The 15,084-nt window shown below is 46.4% G+C and carries 13 protein-coding genes; 9 read left to right on the forward strand and 4 right to left on the reverse strand.

Going from position 1 to position 15,084, the window contains the following annotated elements:
- Positions 1–5: 5 nt before the first annotated feature.
- On the reverse strand, positions 6–1,145 hold the full coding sequence (dnaN, locus tag HY879_25240) for a DNA polymerase III subunit beta (protein ID MBI5606649.1): 1,140 nt from the start codon (positions 1,143–1,145) through the stop codon (positions 6–8).
- Between the two features lie 454 nt (positions 1,146–1,599).
- On the opposite strand from dnaN, the gene HY879_25245 reads away from it, so the two are divergent.
- Both HY879_25245 and HY879_25250 read left to right on the forward strand, forming a co-directional pair.
- On the forward strand, positions 1,600–3,567 hold the full coding sequence (locus HY879_25245; protein MBI5606650.1) for a DUF4445 domain-containing protein: 1,968 nt from the start codon (positions 1,600–1,602) through the stop codon (positions 3,565–3,567).
- Positions 3,568–3,570: 3 nt separating this feature from the next.
- On the forward strand, positions 3,571–4,323 hold the full coding sequence (locus HY879_25250; protein ID MBI5606651.1) for an AAA family ATPase: 753 nt from the start codon (positions 3,571–3,573) through the stop codon (positions 4,321–4,323).
- A gap of 550 nt (positions 4,324–4,873) precedes the next feature.
- Here the strand turns inward: HY879_25250 and HY879_25255 are convergent.
- Positions 4,874–5,395, reverse strand: a complete 522-nt coding sequence (locus HY879_25255) for a nucleotidyltransferase (protein MBI5606652.1) — start codon at positions 5,393–5,395, stop codon at positions 4,874–4,876.
- A 289-nt stretch (positions 5,396–5,684) separates the two neighbouring features.
- On the opposite strand from HY879_25255, the gene HY879_25260 reads away from it, so the two are divergent.
- Positions 5,685–6,353, forward strand: a complete 669-nt coding sequence (locus HY879_25260) for a CBS domain-containing protein (GenBank protein ID MBI5606653.1) — start codon at positions 5,685–5,687, stop codon at positions 6,351–6,353.
- Between the two features lie 79 nt (positions 6,354–6,432).
- Here the strand turns inward: HY879_25260 and HY879_25265 are convergent, their stop codons facing one another.
- Both HY879_25265 and HY879_25270 read right to left on the reverse strand, forming a co-directional pair.
- Positions 6,433–8,661, reverse strand: coding sequence for a PBP1A family penicillin-binding protein (locus HY879_25265; protein MBI5606654.1), 2,229 nt, complete (start codon positions 8,659–8,661; stop codon positions 6,433–6,435).
- 66 nt (positions 8,662–8,727) lie between these two features.
- The gene (locus HY879_25270; GenBank protein MBI5606655.1) at positions 8,728–10,257 is read right to left on the reverse strand and encodes a YifB family Mg chelatase-like AAA ATPase; all 1,530 of its coding nucleotides are present in this window, start codon (positions 10,255–10,257) and stop codon (positions 8,728–8,730) included.
- Positions 10,258–10,417: 160 nt separating this feature from the next.
- Here HY879_25270 and HY879_25275 point away from each other — a divergent pair, with 160 nt between their 5' ends.
- The 6 genes from HY879_25275 to HY879_25300 all read left to right on the forward strand — a co-directional run.
- Positions 10,418–10,678, forward strand: a complete 261-nt coding sequence (locus HY879_25275) for a DNA-directed RNA polymerase subunit omega (protein ID MBI5606656.1) — start codon at positions 10,418–10,420, stop codon at positions 10,676–10,678.
- A gap of 70 nt (positions 10,679–10,748) precedes the next feature.
- Positions 10,749–11,237, forward strand: a complete 489-nt coding sequence (gene moaC / locus HY879_25280; GenBank protein ID MBI5606657.1) for a cyclic pyranopterin monophosphate synthase MoaC — start codon at positions 10,749–10,751, stop codon at positions 11,235–11,237.
- Complete coding sequence (gene dksA, locus HY879_25285; GenBank protein ID MBI5606658.1) at positions 11,227–11,589, forward strand: RNA polymerase-binding protein DksA; 363 nt, start codon at positions 11,227–11,229, stop codon at positions 11,587–11,589. The genes moaC and dksA overlap by 11 nt, the downstream gene beginning before the upstream one ends.
- Positions 11,590–11,659: 70 nt before the next feature.
- Positions 11,660–13,057, forward strand: coding sequence for an undecaprenyl-phosphate glucose phosphotransferase (locus HY879_25290; GenBank protein MBI5606659.1), 1,398 nt, complete (start codon positions 11,660–11,662; stop codon positions 13,055–13,057).
- 9 nt (positions 13,058–13,066) lie between these two features.
- Positions 13,067–13,855, forward strand: a complete 789-nt coding sequence (locus HY879_25295) for an ABC transporter permease (protein ID MBI5606660.1) — start codon at positions 13,067–13,069, stop codon at positions 13,853–13,855.
- Positions 13,856–13,861: 6 nt separating this feature from the next.
- Positions 13,862–15,084 (forward strand): ABC transporter ATP-binding protein (locus tag HY879_25300; GenBank protein MBI5606661.1); only part of this gene is annotated, 1,223 nt, incomplete at its 3' end.

Raw genomic sequence — 15,084 nt, forward strand, 5'->3', positions numbered from 1 at the left:
GGGGATTACTGAATTTCCCCTGATTCTTCCGTAAGCTTCATCGGCATAATCAATGCCATAAATCCCGGGTCTTTAAGACCGCTCAAAATAGCCGGACTCACCGAATCACTCAAATCCAGAACAATGGTTTCGCTTTCCATGACCTGCAGGGCATCAATAAAGAACCGGGCATTGAAGCCTATTTCTAAGTTACCTTCTTTATAATCCAGAGATAAACTTTCTTTGGCATCACCAAGATCCGGATTAACCGACTGAATTTCTAAGTTGCCTTCCGTCAGGGAAAATTTGACCCCCTTATATTTATCCGTTGATAAAATGGCCATTCTTTTCATGGTATCGATCAGATCGTTTTTTAAAATATTAATCGATTTATCCTTTTTTTTAGGCAACACCAGATTATAATCTGGAAAATTACTTTCCAGTAAGCGCATAATCATTAACGTATCTTCTTTTTGAAAAACCCCGTAATTATCCTTAAATCCTATTTGGATCGGTCCTGGTTTTTCCAAAATCTTTAATAATTCGGTTACCGCTTTCCTGGGAAGCAGGACCCCTTTGGAAAACAGACCTTCTTCTAAGGTTTCGGTAGGTTTTTCCATAATCGTTAACCGATGTCCATCGGTAGAGACCATCCGGAGAAGCGTATTCTCATCTTTTGTTAAATATTCAAAATAGATGCCGGATAAATTATAGCGTCCTTCATCCAAAGAGACTGAAATAATAGTCTTCTGAATCATATCCCGAATGACCGCTCCATCCAAAGCAATGCTCTTTATGATTTCGGCATCGGGCAAAGGGGGATAATCTAAGGCCGGCAAGCCGACAATATTAAATTGGGCGCCTTTGCTTGATATTAATAATCTATTGTTTTCTTTAAGTTTTAAATAAATTTCCTCATCCGGGAGTTCCCTTACAATTTCATAAAATTTTCTGGCCAGAATAGAAATTCCTCCGGGCTGTATTATTTTGGCCGGGCATTTTAACCGTATACCCACCTGCAAGTCGGTGGCCACTATCTGAACGTCTTCTTCCCGGGTTTCAATTAAAATATTGGAGAGAATGGGCATGGAACTTCTTTTTTCCACTATCCCTTGAGCTGTTTGTAATACCTCCAAGAGGGACTGTTTTTGAATCGTCAATTCCATAAAACATTCTCCTTTTTATTGTTATTTATATTATTAATTTTTTTTTATAAGTTCTTTATTAGTTATAATAAGAGCAGGAGATGGTGGAATAACTAAAATAACTAATTAAAATAATTATAAAAAATAATACAAAACTTCTTTAATATCTTTATTAAAAACCCCATAATAAAATCTACCATAACTTCCTTAACCGGGAGGAAAAGGAAATTTAGATTTTGTTATACGGTTTTTTTAGAATCTTTGAATTTATGGATTTTAGGTGGTTATTATAATACAGGAAAATATACCATAATTTACTGATTCCTCAAAGAAAACTTGTTAATTCTTTATATAGGAAAATAATAACAAAAGCAACTCAAAAGTAGACCCTCTAAAAAGACTATGGATAACATTCCCTATTTACTTGACAAAAAAAGGAAGGTCTTTTAAGGAAGGAAGGGAAAGGGAAAAAATTATGTCAGACAGAAAAATAGTATTTAATCCGGATAAAATAGAAGTGATAGTCCCCGAGGGCGAGAATTTGTTGCGGGCGGCTATGCGGGCCGGGATACATATTAATGCCTCCTGTGGTGGAGAAGGGGTTTGTGGGAAGTGCCGGGTAATCATTGATAAAGGAGAAGTGGAGAGCGACCGGACGGATAAATTGAGCCCGGAAGATTACGCCCTTGGTGTCCGGCAGGCGTGTAAAACAAAAATAATCGGTGACTTGGAAGTAACGATCCCTACCGAATCCCAGTTGGACCGGAAGGTCCTGGATCGGTATCGCCCCCGGTCCGGAGCCTGGCAGGTGGTCTCCCAACTCAAGATTGAAGATTTGATTGTTAACGGAAAATTTCATCCCCCTTTTGAAAAAAAATATTTAGAGGTCAGTCCACCCACCATTGCCGATAATATCAGCGATCTTTCACGGGTCATCCGGTCCTTAAAACAAGTCCATGGGATTCATAATATAACGGTTGATTTTTATGCTATCAAAAAAATGTCCGCGGTTTTAAGACAAGGGGACTGGAAAATAACAGTAACTATTGGAAACCCAAGAAAAAAGGGTGGTAAAATTCAACTGATCAATATTGAACCCGGGGATATGACCCAGCAAAATTTTGCCGTTGCCATAGACATTGGAACAACAACGGTCTGGGGACAATTACTGGATCTCAATAACGGCGATATTTTGGCCCAACATGCCGAATATAATGCCCAGATCAGTTACGGGGAGGATGTAATCTCACGCATTGTTTACAGCCAGAAACCAGGGGGGCAGCAAAAGATGAAAGACCTGGTTATTTCAACTATCAATGGAATTATTAAGCAATTGATCCGAAAGCATAAAATACCCCTTGAAAGTATTACCCATATTACCTTGGCCGGAAATACCACCATGACCCATTTATTTTTAGGGATTGAACCCCGTTACATCCGGATAGCCCCTTATACCCCACCGATGAATTATATTCCCCCCATCAGGGCCAAGGAAGTAGGGATCAATTTAGAAGAGCATGTACGGGCTTATCTCTTCCCTTCTATCGCCAGTTATGTGGGGGGAGACGTTATAGCCGGGGTCATGGGGTCCGGGATGTACCGGCAGGACAAATTAACCCTCTATATTGATTTGGGAACCAACGGCGAGATCGTTATCGGCAATTCCGAATGGATGACCTGTGCGGCCTGTTCGGCCGGTCCGGCCTTTGAAGGCGGGGGGATCAAACACGGGATGCGGGCGACAGAAGGGGCCATAGAAGATTTTAGTGTAAATCCGAATACTTTTGAACCTATGATCCTGACTATCGGAATGATCAAACCCAAAGGGATCTGTGGGTCCGGTCTGATCAATATCGTGGCCGGACTGCTGGAGTCCTGTGTTTTGGATCAAAATGGAAAATTTAAACATGGATTGAAGACGGATCGTATTCGAGAGGGAAGTGACGGTCTGGAATATGTCCTGGCCTGGTCCAAAGACACCCAGATTGGTCGGGATATTGTCATTACCGAAGTGGATATTGATAACTTGATTCGGGCCAAGGGGGCTATGTACGCCGGTTATGTGACCCTTTTAAATGAAGTCGGATTAGGCATGACGGATTTGGAAGAGGTTATTATCGCTGGTGGTTTTGGAAATTATATCAATATTGAAAAATCCATTATCATCGGTTTATTGCCGGATTTACCTTTGGATAAATTTAAATTTATAGGAAACGGGTCTTTGTTAGGGGCCCGTCTGATCTGTTTTTCCAATATCCTCAGAACCGAAGTGAAAAGGATATTCAATAAAATAACCAATATCGAGTTAAGTGAAAACAATAATTTTATGAATAATTATATTGCGTCCCTATTTCTTCCCCATACCGATCAAAAACTCTTTCCACGGGTTTTTGAAAAGATCATTTGTATGGAGAAGAGGATAGGGGATGCTGGAAGGAATTGATTTATGAGCTATACCATTGCCTTAGCCGGAAAAGGGGGGACCGGTAAAACAACCGTGGCCGGTCTTTTAATCCGGTACATGATCGAAAATGGAAAAAAACCGGTCCTGGCTGTTGACGCCGACGCCAATGCCAACCTGAATGAAGTCCTGGGGGTAACGGCCCGCCAAACCATCGGTGACGCCCGGGAGGAGATGAAAAAGGGGGGTCTCCCCGGCATGACCAAAGACATCTTCATGGAGATGCGGATCCAGGAGTCTTTGGTGGAAGCCGAAGGCTTTGATTTGATCATCATGGGCCGGCCGGAAGGACAAGGATGTTATTGTGCCGCCAATACCCTGCTTTCCCAGTTTATAGAAAAACTTTCCCAAAATTATCCTTATCTGGTCGTCGATAACGAGGCCGGTATGGAACATATCAGCCGACTGACCACCCGGGAGATAGATGTTTTGCTGATTGTCTCCGACAGTTCCCGCCGGGGTATCCAGGCCGCTATTCGTATCGGGGACTTAACCAAAGAATTAGGGCTGAAAATAGAAAAAAATCTGGTCATTATCAACCAGGCGGAAACGAAAGACCTTTCAGAAATAAAAGACTGGGGAGTCTTGTTACAGGACCATGGGTTATCTTTGCTGGGGGTTGTCCCCAAGGATGAATTCATTTATGAGTTCGACAAAGAAGGCAAACCAACCAGCACCATTCCCGAAAACTCCCCGGCCCGTGCGGAGGCTTTTAAGTTATTTCATCTTTTATTTTAATTTGGTAATTAGTATCAGTTTAGCTTTTTGAAAAACAATATTCACTGCAGAGCCGCAAAGGGCGCAAAGGTCGATCGGTCCGCTCGACTTTGTCGAATTTTTGCAGAGGCTCCCGGCCGGGAGCCGATCTGCCGATCTTATAAGAGACTCCCTTTGGGAGTCGAAAGGAATACATCTTCCTTTCTGTTGAGAGGACAGAAAGGAAAAAGCTTTCGCAACCCTCCGGGGTGTAGGCCCCTCCGGGCCGGAGTCCAGGGATGTTTTTTTCAATCCCGCCTCTCACGGGATTGAACAAAGATGTTTCTCTCTGCGTTCTTCGCGCCTTTGCGGTGAAAAAAACTCTCTTTTCAAACAACTAAAGTGTTACGGTAATTAAAGTTTGAAACGATCTGATATCTTTTTGGAGGGATAACTATAAAAAGATCCTATATTTTCCGATAAAAATTCAATATATTCATCCAGGTCCCCTTTATGACATCGAACCTTTATGGCCCTCCAAACCTCTCCCCTTCGGACGTCCTTTGAATCCTGCAGCAGCTCCTGTCTCTCTTCATCCTTCAATCTTGGCAAGCCACTCATCCAACAAGACCTCCTTATTAAAAAGTTGGAAATATTCCCTGACCAGGTTCATATCCAGTGTATCTTTGTGAAGCTGGAGAATCCTCTTTATATCCGGGGCATCCACCAGGGTCCGGTGCTCAGGATCATTTGCCAGGGCCTGAATTTTTAAACCAATCAGATCCTCCGGCAATAAGGTATTAACCTCAAGTGTCCCATCGAAGATAGGGATTTTCCGGGCACGCGTTAACATTGCCCTGGCATATTTTCTTCTGGCTATTAAAAAATCAATCTGTCCAAAGACCTTGAGGGGAGACCAAAAGGAAAGGATTTCATCATTGCTGAAGTCCTGTTTTTCATAGCCAAGTTCAATCATAATTTTTTCGATGTCCCCCTTGCATTCCTCCGGGGCCATCAAGTCAATGTCCTTGGTGAATCTGAATATTCCCAAGGTAGTTAAAGCCAATCCACCGGATAAGGCAAAATTGATATGCCTTTTTTGTAATCGCCCCATCAAAGTTATTAATACTTCCTTGAAATTCATTTTAAGATCCGGCGATTTCTCTCATACCCTCAGATTGGATTGAATTTCAGGATAAAATAAACTCTGTGAAGGGTCAAGGGAAAAAAGGCTGCAAGCCTAAAGGAAAAACCCTTATCGACCGGGTGCCTCGTTAACAAAAAAAACTTGACAATACCGGCAATTATAATAAGGTTATTTTATAATCAGACATCCCAAAAGGGGTGAAACGGCGATGTCAGGGTTTACAATGTTTACAATTCAAATGAGCGGAGGATAACCCATGTTAGTTAAAGGATGGATGACCAGCGACGTTATTACTATAGATGAAGAAACTTCCATGATGAAGGCCTCTCAAATCATGAAGGAAAATAATATTCGTCGCATGCCGGTTATGCAAAAAGGAAAATTGGTCGGCATGATTACTGATCGCGATATTAAAGAGGCTTCCCCTTCCAAAGCAACCACTTTAGATGTTCATGAATTGTACTACCTCCTTTCGGAATTAAAAATAAAAGATATTATGAAAAAAAATTTAGTTACCGTCGGCCCTGAAGAAACAGTGGAAAAAGCGGCGGTAAAGATGCTGGAGCATCGGATTTCCGGCCTCCCGGTAGTCAACGAAAAAGGAAAGGTAGTCGGAATCATCACTCAGGGTGATGTTTTCAAGGTCCTGGTCTCCTTAACCGGTATCTATCGGGGAGGTACCCAATTTGCCTTTAACCTGGAAGATCGGCCGGGTTCCATTAAAGATGTGGCTGATATCATCAGAAAACATGGCGGGCGAATGGTCAGCATCCTGTCTTCTTATGATATGTGCGAGGAAAACTGCCGCCACGTCTATATCCGCATCATGGATTTGCCCGAGGATAAATTAAAGGCCTTGACCGAAGAATTGGACAAGAATTTCATCCTTCTTTACACGGTCAAGGATTCCTTAAAAAACATTTAATTACTCCAGACCTAAAGCCAACCTAACAGCCCTTTGATCTCTGCGGTGAGTGAAAAGGGCTGTTTTTGCTTAAAATCCCTCATTCCAGATTATGGGAGGATGATCCTCCTTTTGACCCCTTGAATTCTTCCCACAGGCTCGGTGTTGCCCCCGGATCTTTTTCCTGTATTTGAGGAACAGGAAACTCCTGGGGAGGCAAAGCCGAAAGGGCTTTTTGAAAAAATTCCAAAACAATGGGGCTTGCAGCCTGGGCCCCGGTTTCCCCGGACCCTAAAGGGGTCAAATCATCAATGCCCACCCAGGTCCCAGCGACATAGGAAGGGGTGAATCCTATGAACCAGGCATCCCGGAAGTCGTTGGTAGTCCCGGTTTTCCCGGCCACCGGTTTCCCCAAGGCCTTTAACCGCCGGCCGGTGCCCTCTTTGACAACCGATTCAAGGAGTTGGACCATCGTATGGGCGGTTTCCGGTTTCATCACCGTTTCCGGTCGGGGGTGATATTCATAAATCTTGCGGTTATAGCGATCGAAGATTTGCTTGATATAAAAAGGGGACACCCTTTGTCCAAGGGTGGGAAAACAATTGTAAGCCGTAACCATCTCCCAAAGAGAGACCCCGGAAGACCCCAAGGCCAGGGAAAGGTTGGGATAGAGGGAAGAGGAAATTCCCAACTGCTGGGCAAAACGGATGGCATAGGAGACCCCGATCCTTTGGAGGATTCGGATGGAAACGATATTCCGGGATTGGATTAATCCCGTCCTTAAGGTTGTTGGCCCCAGAAACTTGTGATCAAAGTTCTGAGGGGCCCAGTGATGGGCTCCTCCAAAATAGACCGGGGTGTCCATGAGAATGGAGGATGGCGTAAGTCCTTTTTCTATGGCGGCGGCATAAATAATGGGCTTGAAAGAAGAACCGGGTTGTCGTCGGGATTGAACCGCCCGGTTAAATTCCGTCTGGCCATAATTTTTTCCCCCCACCAGGGCCTTGACCGATCCGGTTTGACTTTCAATACAAAGTAAGGCCGCCTCTACCTGGTCTTCGTCTAAAATCGTCAACGTATGGCCGACCGGATCCCGGCGAAGACGAATGACGTCGCCGACGGTTAAAGCAGGGAGGGCTGGATCGGTTTTTATCGCCAGGCCTTCATCGTCCTCCTGGCCTTTGTCCGGGGAGGCAGTGGCCGAAGGCAGCGGTAAGATCGCCCATTCCCGACCCATACAGACTTTGGCGGTCTGGGCAATGGGATCGATTTGAGCCACTACCCCGGTAGTGATGTCAGCCCTCTTTCTATCTTCTTTGGAGAGGGGTTGATCCGGCTTGGGACAATAATCAGCTATTTTGTCCGGAGGAATGCGCTTTATAGCCCTGGTATAGCTATGACGACCCTGGACGGCCTTGGTCCCATTGATAACAGCTTCCATGGCTGCCTTCTGGAAGGAAAGGTTCAGTGTGGTCCTGACGACCAACCCGGCTTTTAATACAAATTCCGATCCCCAGGTTTGATATAAATATTTTCTAACCAGATCCGTAAAATAATGGGCCATGTTCAAATTGGGATCCTGGACGATGGCAAAAAATAAAGGGGTTTGTTCAGCGGCCCGAGACTCGTTTTCGGAGATAATATCTTCTTCGGCCATCCGTTTCAGAACATACCGCTGTCGTTCCTTGGCTTTTTGGGGATGAAGCAGGGGTGAATATCGGCTGGGGGCCTGTGGAAGGCCGGCCAACAGGGCACTTTCGGGTAAGGTAAGATCGCGGGCTTTTTTCCCGAAATAGGTCTGAGCCGCGGCCTCAACCCCATAAGCCCCATGACCGAGGTAAATCTGATTCAGATAGATATAGAGGATATCGGATTTGGACAGATAATGATCCAGACGATAGGCCAGGACAGCCTCCTTGATTTTCCTCGAAAGGCTCTTTTCCGGAGAAAGAAGGAGTGACTTGGTGACCTGTTGGGTGATGGTGCTGCCACCTTGAATGATTTCCCCGGCCCAGATGTTTTTCCAGAGGGCCCTGATAATTCCCAGAAAATCCAAGCCGCGATGTTTAAAAAACCGGGCATCCTCCGAAGCCACAAAGGCCTGAATTAAATGGGGAGGTAATTCGGCCAGAGAGACCAGGACTCTTTTCTCTTTAAAAAGGTAACCGATCAATGTTCCATCGTCAGCGAGGATCTGAGTGGCCAGAGGGGGCGTGTAATCATTTAGACTTTTTATGTTCGGTAACTGGAACAGCAACAGCAGGTAGAAAAATCCGGCAAAAAAGGAGGTAATGAGGAGCGAGGCCAGCAGAAAAATGGAGAGCTTCACCAGGAAGCTGGTACTTTTGGGGCGGCGGGGACGAGAACGGCGTTTTGTTGGATACGGAGGCATTACTCAGAGAAGACGTCGGTCTAAATTGCGGTATTGGATGGCCTCGGAAACATGATGGGGGCCGATATGTTCCATGTTTTCCAGGTCGGCAATGGTCCGGGAGATTTTTAATATGCGATGATAAGCCCGGGCACTCAACCCCAGATATTCCATGGCCTGTTCCAGAAGGCCTTGGGAATCGGGAGAAAGGGAACAATATTTTTTTATCTGTCTGGGGCCCATCTGGGCGTTGCAAAAAATGGTTTTACTTTGGAAACGGTTTTTTTGTTTTTCCCGGGAGGCATTGACCCGGTCCCGGATGGCATCCGAGGATTCCCCGCCTGTTTGACCGGCCAGATCTTTGAATTTAACGGAGGGGACCTCAACATGGAGGTCAATACGATCCAGGAGGGGACCGGATATTTTTGATTTGTAGCGCTGGATTTGAGGATAGGTACAGTGACATTCCCGCTGCGGATCAGAGAGAAAGCCGCAAGGGCAGGGATTCATGGCCGCCACCAGCATAAAACGGGCCGGATAGGTCAGGGAGGTAATGGCCCGGGCAATGGTCACCCTGCCGTCTTCCAGCGGCTGTCTCAAAACTTCCAGGACGTTTTTTTTAAATTCTGGTAATTCGTCTAAAAAAAGGACCCCATTATGGGCCAGGCTGACTTCGCCGGGGCGGGGGATTTGGCCCCCCCCGATCAGACCGGCATCGGAAACCGTATGGTGGGGAGATCGAAAGGGTCGGACCGTAATCAGGGCCTCCTCTGCCGGCATCAATCCCATAACACTGTAAATTTTTGAGGTTTCCAGGGCCTCCTCAAAAGTCAGGTCGGGCAAAATGGAAGGAAGCCTTTGGGCCAGCATGGTTTTCCCGGATCCGGGTGGACCGACCATAATGATGTTATGACCTCCGCCGGCGGCAATTTCCAAGGCCCTTTTGACTTGTTCTTGACCTTTAACCTCATTAAAATCGAAAGGATAGCCTTGAAGAAAGGAAAAATTCCGGTCTCCCTCCCGGCTCAAGGGAAGGATAGTGGTCGTACCGTTTAAAAATTCGGCTACCTGGCCCAGTGTTTTGGCGGGAATGATCTCAATCCCTTCTACAACTGAGGCCTCCAGGGCGTTGGCCTCGGGGACGATAAGTCCATGAAACCCATTATTCCTGACCGATAAGGCGGTCGGTAAGGTGCCCCGAATCGGCTTGATTTCCCCATTCAAGGAGAGTTCCCCTAAGATCAGGTAGGATGAAACCAGAGAAGAAGAAAATAAACCGGTAGCTGCCAGAATACCCAAGGCTATGGGAAGGTCAAAGGCCGACCCTTCTTTTTTAATATCGGCCGGGGCCAGATTGACCGTTATCCGGTGGCTGGGAAATTCGAAACCGGAATTTTTAATGGCTGATTTAACACGATCTTTGCTCTCCCGGACCGCCCCTTCCGGCAGTCCTACGGTCGAAAAAGCCGGCAACCCCCGGGCGATATCCACCTCAACCTGGACAACATAGGCATCAATTCCGGATATGGCACTGCTGAAAGTTTTAGCGATCATATTTTTGACCGATCTTATGGGGTATTAGATTCTTAAATTATAGAAAAAATGAGAAATTTTTTCAAGGGAAGTTATTAAGAAATAAAATAATTTACTTTTTTTGGTAAATAGGTTATAAAACTAAGTTTCATTTAGATAACTATTTTAAAAAGGAGCGCATGTGGCCAGAGTTACGATTGAAGATTGCCTCGAACAAGTGCCTAATCGGTTTTCCTTAATTCATTTGGCATTTCAAAGAATTAAGCAAATACGAAGCGGCGCTGCCCCGTTGGTCCAATCCAGGAACAAGGAAGTCGTGGTCGCCCTGCGGGAAATTGCCGCCCGGAAGGTTAGTTTTGCTTTTGAAGTGGAAGAAAACCCGGAAAAGAAAGAAATAGGAACGGATAGTGAGAAAAAAGGCGGGAGAACCCTCTCCGCATAAAGCAGAAGACCGGAATCCCCTCCCTGTATTAAAGGATTGGACCCATATCGATTCCCAGGGTCGGGCCCGGATGGTCAATGTCAGTATTAAAAAGGTCACCTTGCGGGAGGCCTGGGCTGCGGGGAAGGTCTTGATGAAGGCCGAAACTTTAAAAAAGATAGAAGATAATTCTATTGAAAAAGGGGATGTTTTAAGTGTCGCTAAGATTGCAGCCCTTATGGCGGCCAAGAAGACCTCTGATCTCATCCCCATGTGCCATCCCCTTCGGATTACTGGAATAGATCTCAGCTTTTCTTTTAGTCATGAACCGCCTCAGGTAGGTATTCTGGCTAAAGTCCAAGCCAGAGACCGGACCGGAGTGGAAATGGAGGCCTTGACGGCTGTGGCCGTGGCGGCTCTGACGATTTATGATATGTGTAAGGCCATAGATCGTGAAATCCAGATTACCGATGTGGGATTGATTAAAAAATCGGGTGGAAAGAGCGGGGTTTACATTAAGAAGGGGTATTCCCGGGCCAAGAATGGAGTAAAGGGACAGGAGGGAGGTTATGAATACTAAAAAACTATCATTTTTCAAAAAACTTCTGCATGAGCAACGAAATGCCTTGATTCTGGAAGCTCAAAAAACGGTCAGTGGGATGACCGACAGTAAAGAGAATTTTCCCGATCCGACCGATCGCGCCACTTTGGAATCGGACCGCAATTTTATGCTCAGGATTCGGGGGCGGGAGCGAAAACTCATTTTAAAAATAGAGGAGGCCCTGGAACGGATTGAGGACGGGAGTTTCGGGATCTGTGAAAAGTGCGGTGAAGATATCTCGGAGCAGCGCTTAAAAGCCCGGCCGGTCACGACCCACTGTATCGACTGTAAGAAAAAGGAAGAAGCCCTGGAAAAGGCCCGAGGGGATTAAAGAGGCGACTTTTTATGTTATCCTTCCTTCTTTCCTCTTCCTCCTTAAGCTGTGGTGAGGCCTTTAAAATATGTTTAAAAAAAGGTTGCAGTTATTCCAGTCCTTAATCCTTTTTAATGATCTTTTCATCCTCACGGCTTGCTGGATCGGGGCTTTTTATCTGCGGTTTAAGGCCCCCATCATTCCGGTAACCAAGGGAATCCCTCTTTTTAAGGATTATCTGTTCCTCCTTATTTTTGTCCTGGCCATCTGGATAGGGACCCTGCATCTGACCGGGGTCTATCACCGTTTTTTTAACCGGACCCAGGAAGTAAGGGCCCTTTTTAAAGCCAATTTCATCGCCTTGATGATCCTGGTTTTTATTACCTTTTTTTTCCAAAGGACCGAATTTTCCCGTTTGGTTTTTCTCTATTTCGGTCTTTTAAGTTTTCTCTCCCTTTCTTTAAGCCGGATATTTTTTAAAAAGTACTACATCTCTTTACAAAAAAAACATCTCAGCTCTGAACGGATCTTGATTGTCGGAGCCCGGGAACTGGCCCAGGAGGTGGCCGAAACCATCCGGAATCACCCTGAATTAGGGTTGGTCATCTGCGGGTTTTTAAGCCGCCTGCCGCAAAAAGTGGGGACTCAAATCAAGGGGATCGAGGTCCTTGGGGTCTATGAAGAAATTGATCAGGTTATCCGGACCCAGGGAATCCATTTAGTGATCTTTGCCATGCCCTTAACCGCCCACCAGAAAATGGAAGAACTGTTGAACCGGATTCGGGATGAAATGGTCGACATCAAGATCGTTCCGGATTTGTACCGATTTATCAGTCTGCGGGGTGGCGTTGAGGAATTTGAAGGCCTGCCCTTTATCAATTTAAGGGAATCCCCCATGGTGGGGTGGAATCGGATCATGAAAAGATTTTTTGATATCCTCCTGGCCAACCTGGGATTGATCCTGTTTTCCCCGTTGTTTTTTTTGATAACCCTGGCTATAAAGATCACTTCCCCGGGACCGGTCTTGTACCGCCAGGTACGGATGGGGCTGGACGGCCGGGTCTTTGAAATGTTGAAGTTTCGTTCCATGGTAGTCGGGGCGGAAAAAGAAACCGGCCCGGTTTGGGCCCAAAAAGAAGATCCCCGGCGAACTTTCCTGGGCCGGATCTTAAGAAAATTAAGCTTAGATGAATTGCCGCAACTGATCAATGTCTTAAGAGGTGAGATGAGCCTGGTCGGACCCCGCCCGGAACGGCCGGAGCTGATTCAAAGCTTTAAAGACAAGATCCCCAAATATATGTTGCGTCATAAAATGAAGGCCGGAATGACCGGATGGGCCCAGATCCATGGCTGGCGGGGGAACACCTCCCTGGAAAAACGCATCGAATTTGATTTGTATTATATTGAAAACTGGTCTCTCTTTATGGATATCAAGATTTTAATCAAGACCCTGTGGAAAGGGATATTCAGTCAGGAAGCCTATTGAAGCTATTTTATGATTTCATTGATCCGTCAACATATACAGGAATTGTTTCGTTACCGGAGCCTGGTAAACAGCTTAGTGGTCAGGGAACTGAAAGCCCGGTATCGGGGATCTTTCCTCGGCTTTTTGTGGACCTTCCTGAATCCCCTTTTGCTCTTAGGGGTCTATGCCCTGGTCTTCAATATCTATCTCAGGATCCAGATGGAGCACTATGCCGGATTCATGTTTGTCGGTTTGCTGCCCTGGATATGGTTTTCCTCCTCTTTGCTGGAAGGGACGCTTTCGATTACCGCCGGGGGCAGTCTGGTCACCAAGGTCCTCTTTCCCGGTCAGGTGTTACCGGCGGTCAAGATTTTAGCCAACCTCTTAAACTATGTATTAAGTTTGCCGATACTCTTCGGCTTTCTGTGGGCCATGGGGATCTACCCGGGATGGCCCCTCCTCTGGTTACCGGTTATTATCGGCCTTCATCTGCTGTTTATTAATGGTCTGGTTTTAATACTGGCCACGATTAATGTCTTTTTTCGGGATGTCCAACATATTTTGGCCAACTTTCTGACCCTCTGGTTTTTTTTGACCCCCATTCTCTATCCCCTTTCCCAGGTTCCGGCCTCTTTTACCAAGTGGGTCCTGCTCAACCCCCTGGCCCAGATTACCCTGGCTTACCAGAACGTTTTTTTCTATAACCGAAATCCGGATCTGATGGGTCTTCTGGTTTTTATGGGCCTGTCGCTGCTCTTACTGGGGACGGGCATGTTCTTTTTTGAACGCTATAAAGAAACTTTTGCCGAGAAGATATAACCATCGATGCCTCCCGCCATCATATTAAAAGGAATTTCTAAAGGATTTAAGCAGACCACGCTGAGCCGGGATTATATTACCTTGAAATCCCTTCTCTTAAATCCCTTTTCCCGGAAAGGCCGACCCAAAGAAGAAACCCGGATTGTTTTTCAGGATCTGGATTTGGAGATTCCCCAGGGAATCAGTCTGGGAGTCATCGGCCGGAACGGATCCGGCAAAAGCACCCTTCTTAAGGTCATGACCGGAATCTATAAACCGAATTCCGGGACGGTTTTGATGAACGGCCGGGTTTCCTCCTTGATCGAATTGGGAGCGGGGTTTCACCCGGAATTCACCGGCCGGGAAAATGTTTTTATTAACGGGACCATACTCGGATTAAGCCGTAAAGAAATTGAAAAACGGTTTGACCGGATTGTTCGTTTTGCCGAATTGGAGTCTTTTATCGATGTTCCGGTCCGGACCTATTCCTCGGGGATGTATGTCCGGTTGGGGTTTTCTGTGGCCGTCAATGTCGATCCGGATATTCTGCTGGTGGATGAAGTCCTGGCCGTGGGAGACGAATCCTTTTCCCGGAAATGTATTGACAAGATGACGGCCTTTAAAAAGGCCGGTAAGACGATTGTCCTGGTGACCCATGACCTGCCGACCGTGGAGCGGTTCTGCGATCAGGCCTTGTGGTTGGAGTCGGGATGTATCCAGACCCAGGGAGACCCCCGGCAGGTGATAGACGCCTATCGGCAGGAGGTGGCCCGTAGAGATGATGCCCGATTTAAAGAAGAGCAAACGGCAGCTTGTAATGGAACAGAGCGGTTTATTTCCAGGAGTCGTTGGGGCAACGGGGACATCGAAATAACCGGGGTTCGGCTGCTGGATGATCGGGGTCAGGAAAGACACGTTTTTCAAGACGGAGAGGACCTTTTGGTCGAAATCAACTTTCAGGTCCATCGTCATACCCCGGATGTGGTTTTCGGGGTAGCCCTATTCGATGGGAAGGGGACCTGTTGTTACGGGACCAATACCCAGTTGGATGAAATATCCCTGCCGCCCCTTTCGGATGTCGGTCGGATAGGGGTGGCCTTTGAAAAGGTTCACCTGGTTGAAGGGACCTACCTCCTGGATGTGGCCGTTCATGCCCGGGACGGGCATGCCTACGATTATCAGAGTGGTTGTTCTTCCTTTGCCGTCCGTTCGGCCAAAAAAGATACCGGGATCTATCGGATCCCCCACCG

This window comes from Deltaproteobacteria bacterium, assembly GCA_016219225.1.
Taxonomy (GTDB): domain Bacteria; phylum Desulfobacterota; class RBG-13-43-22; order RBG-13-43-22; family RBG-13-43-22; genus RBG-13-43-22.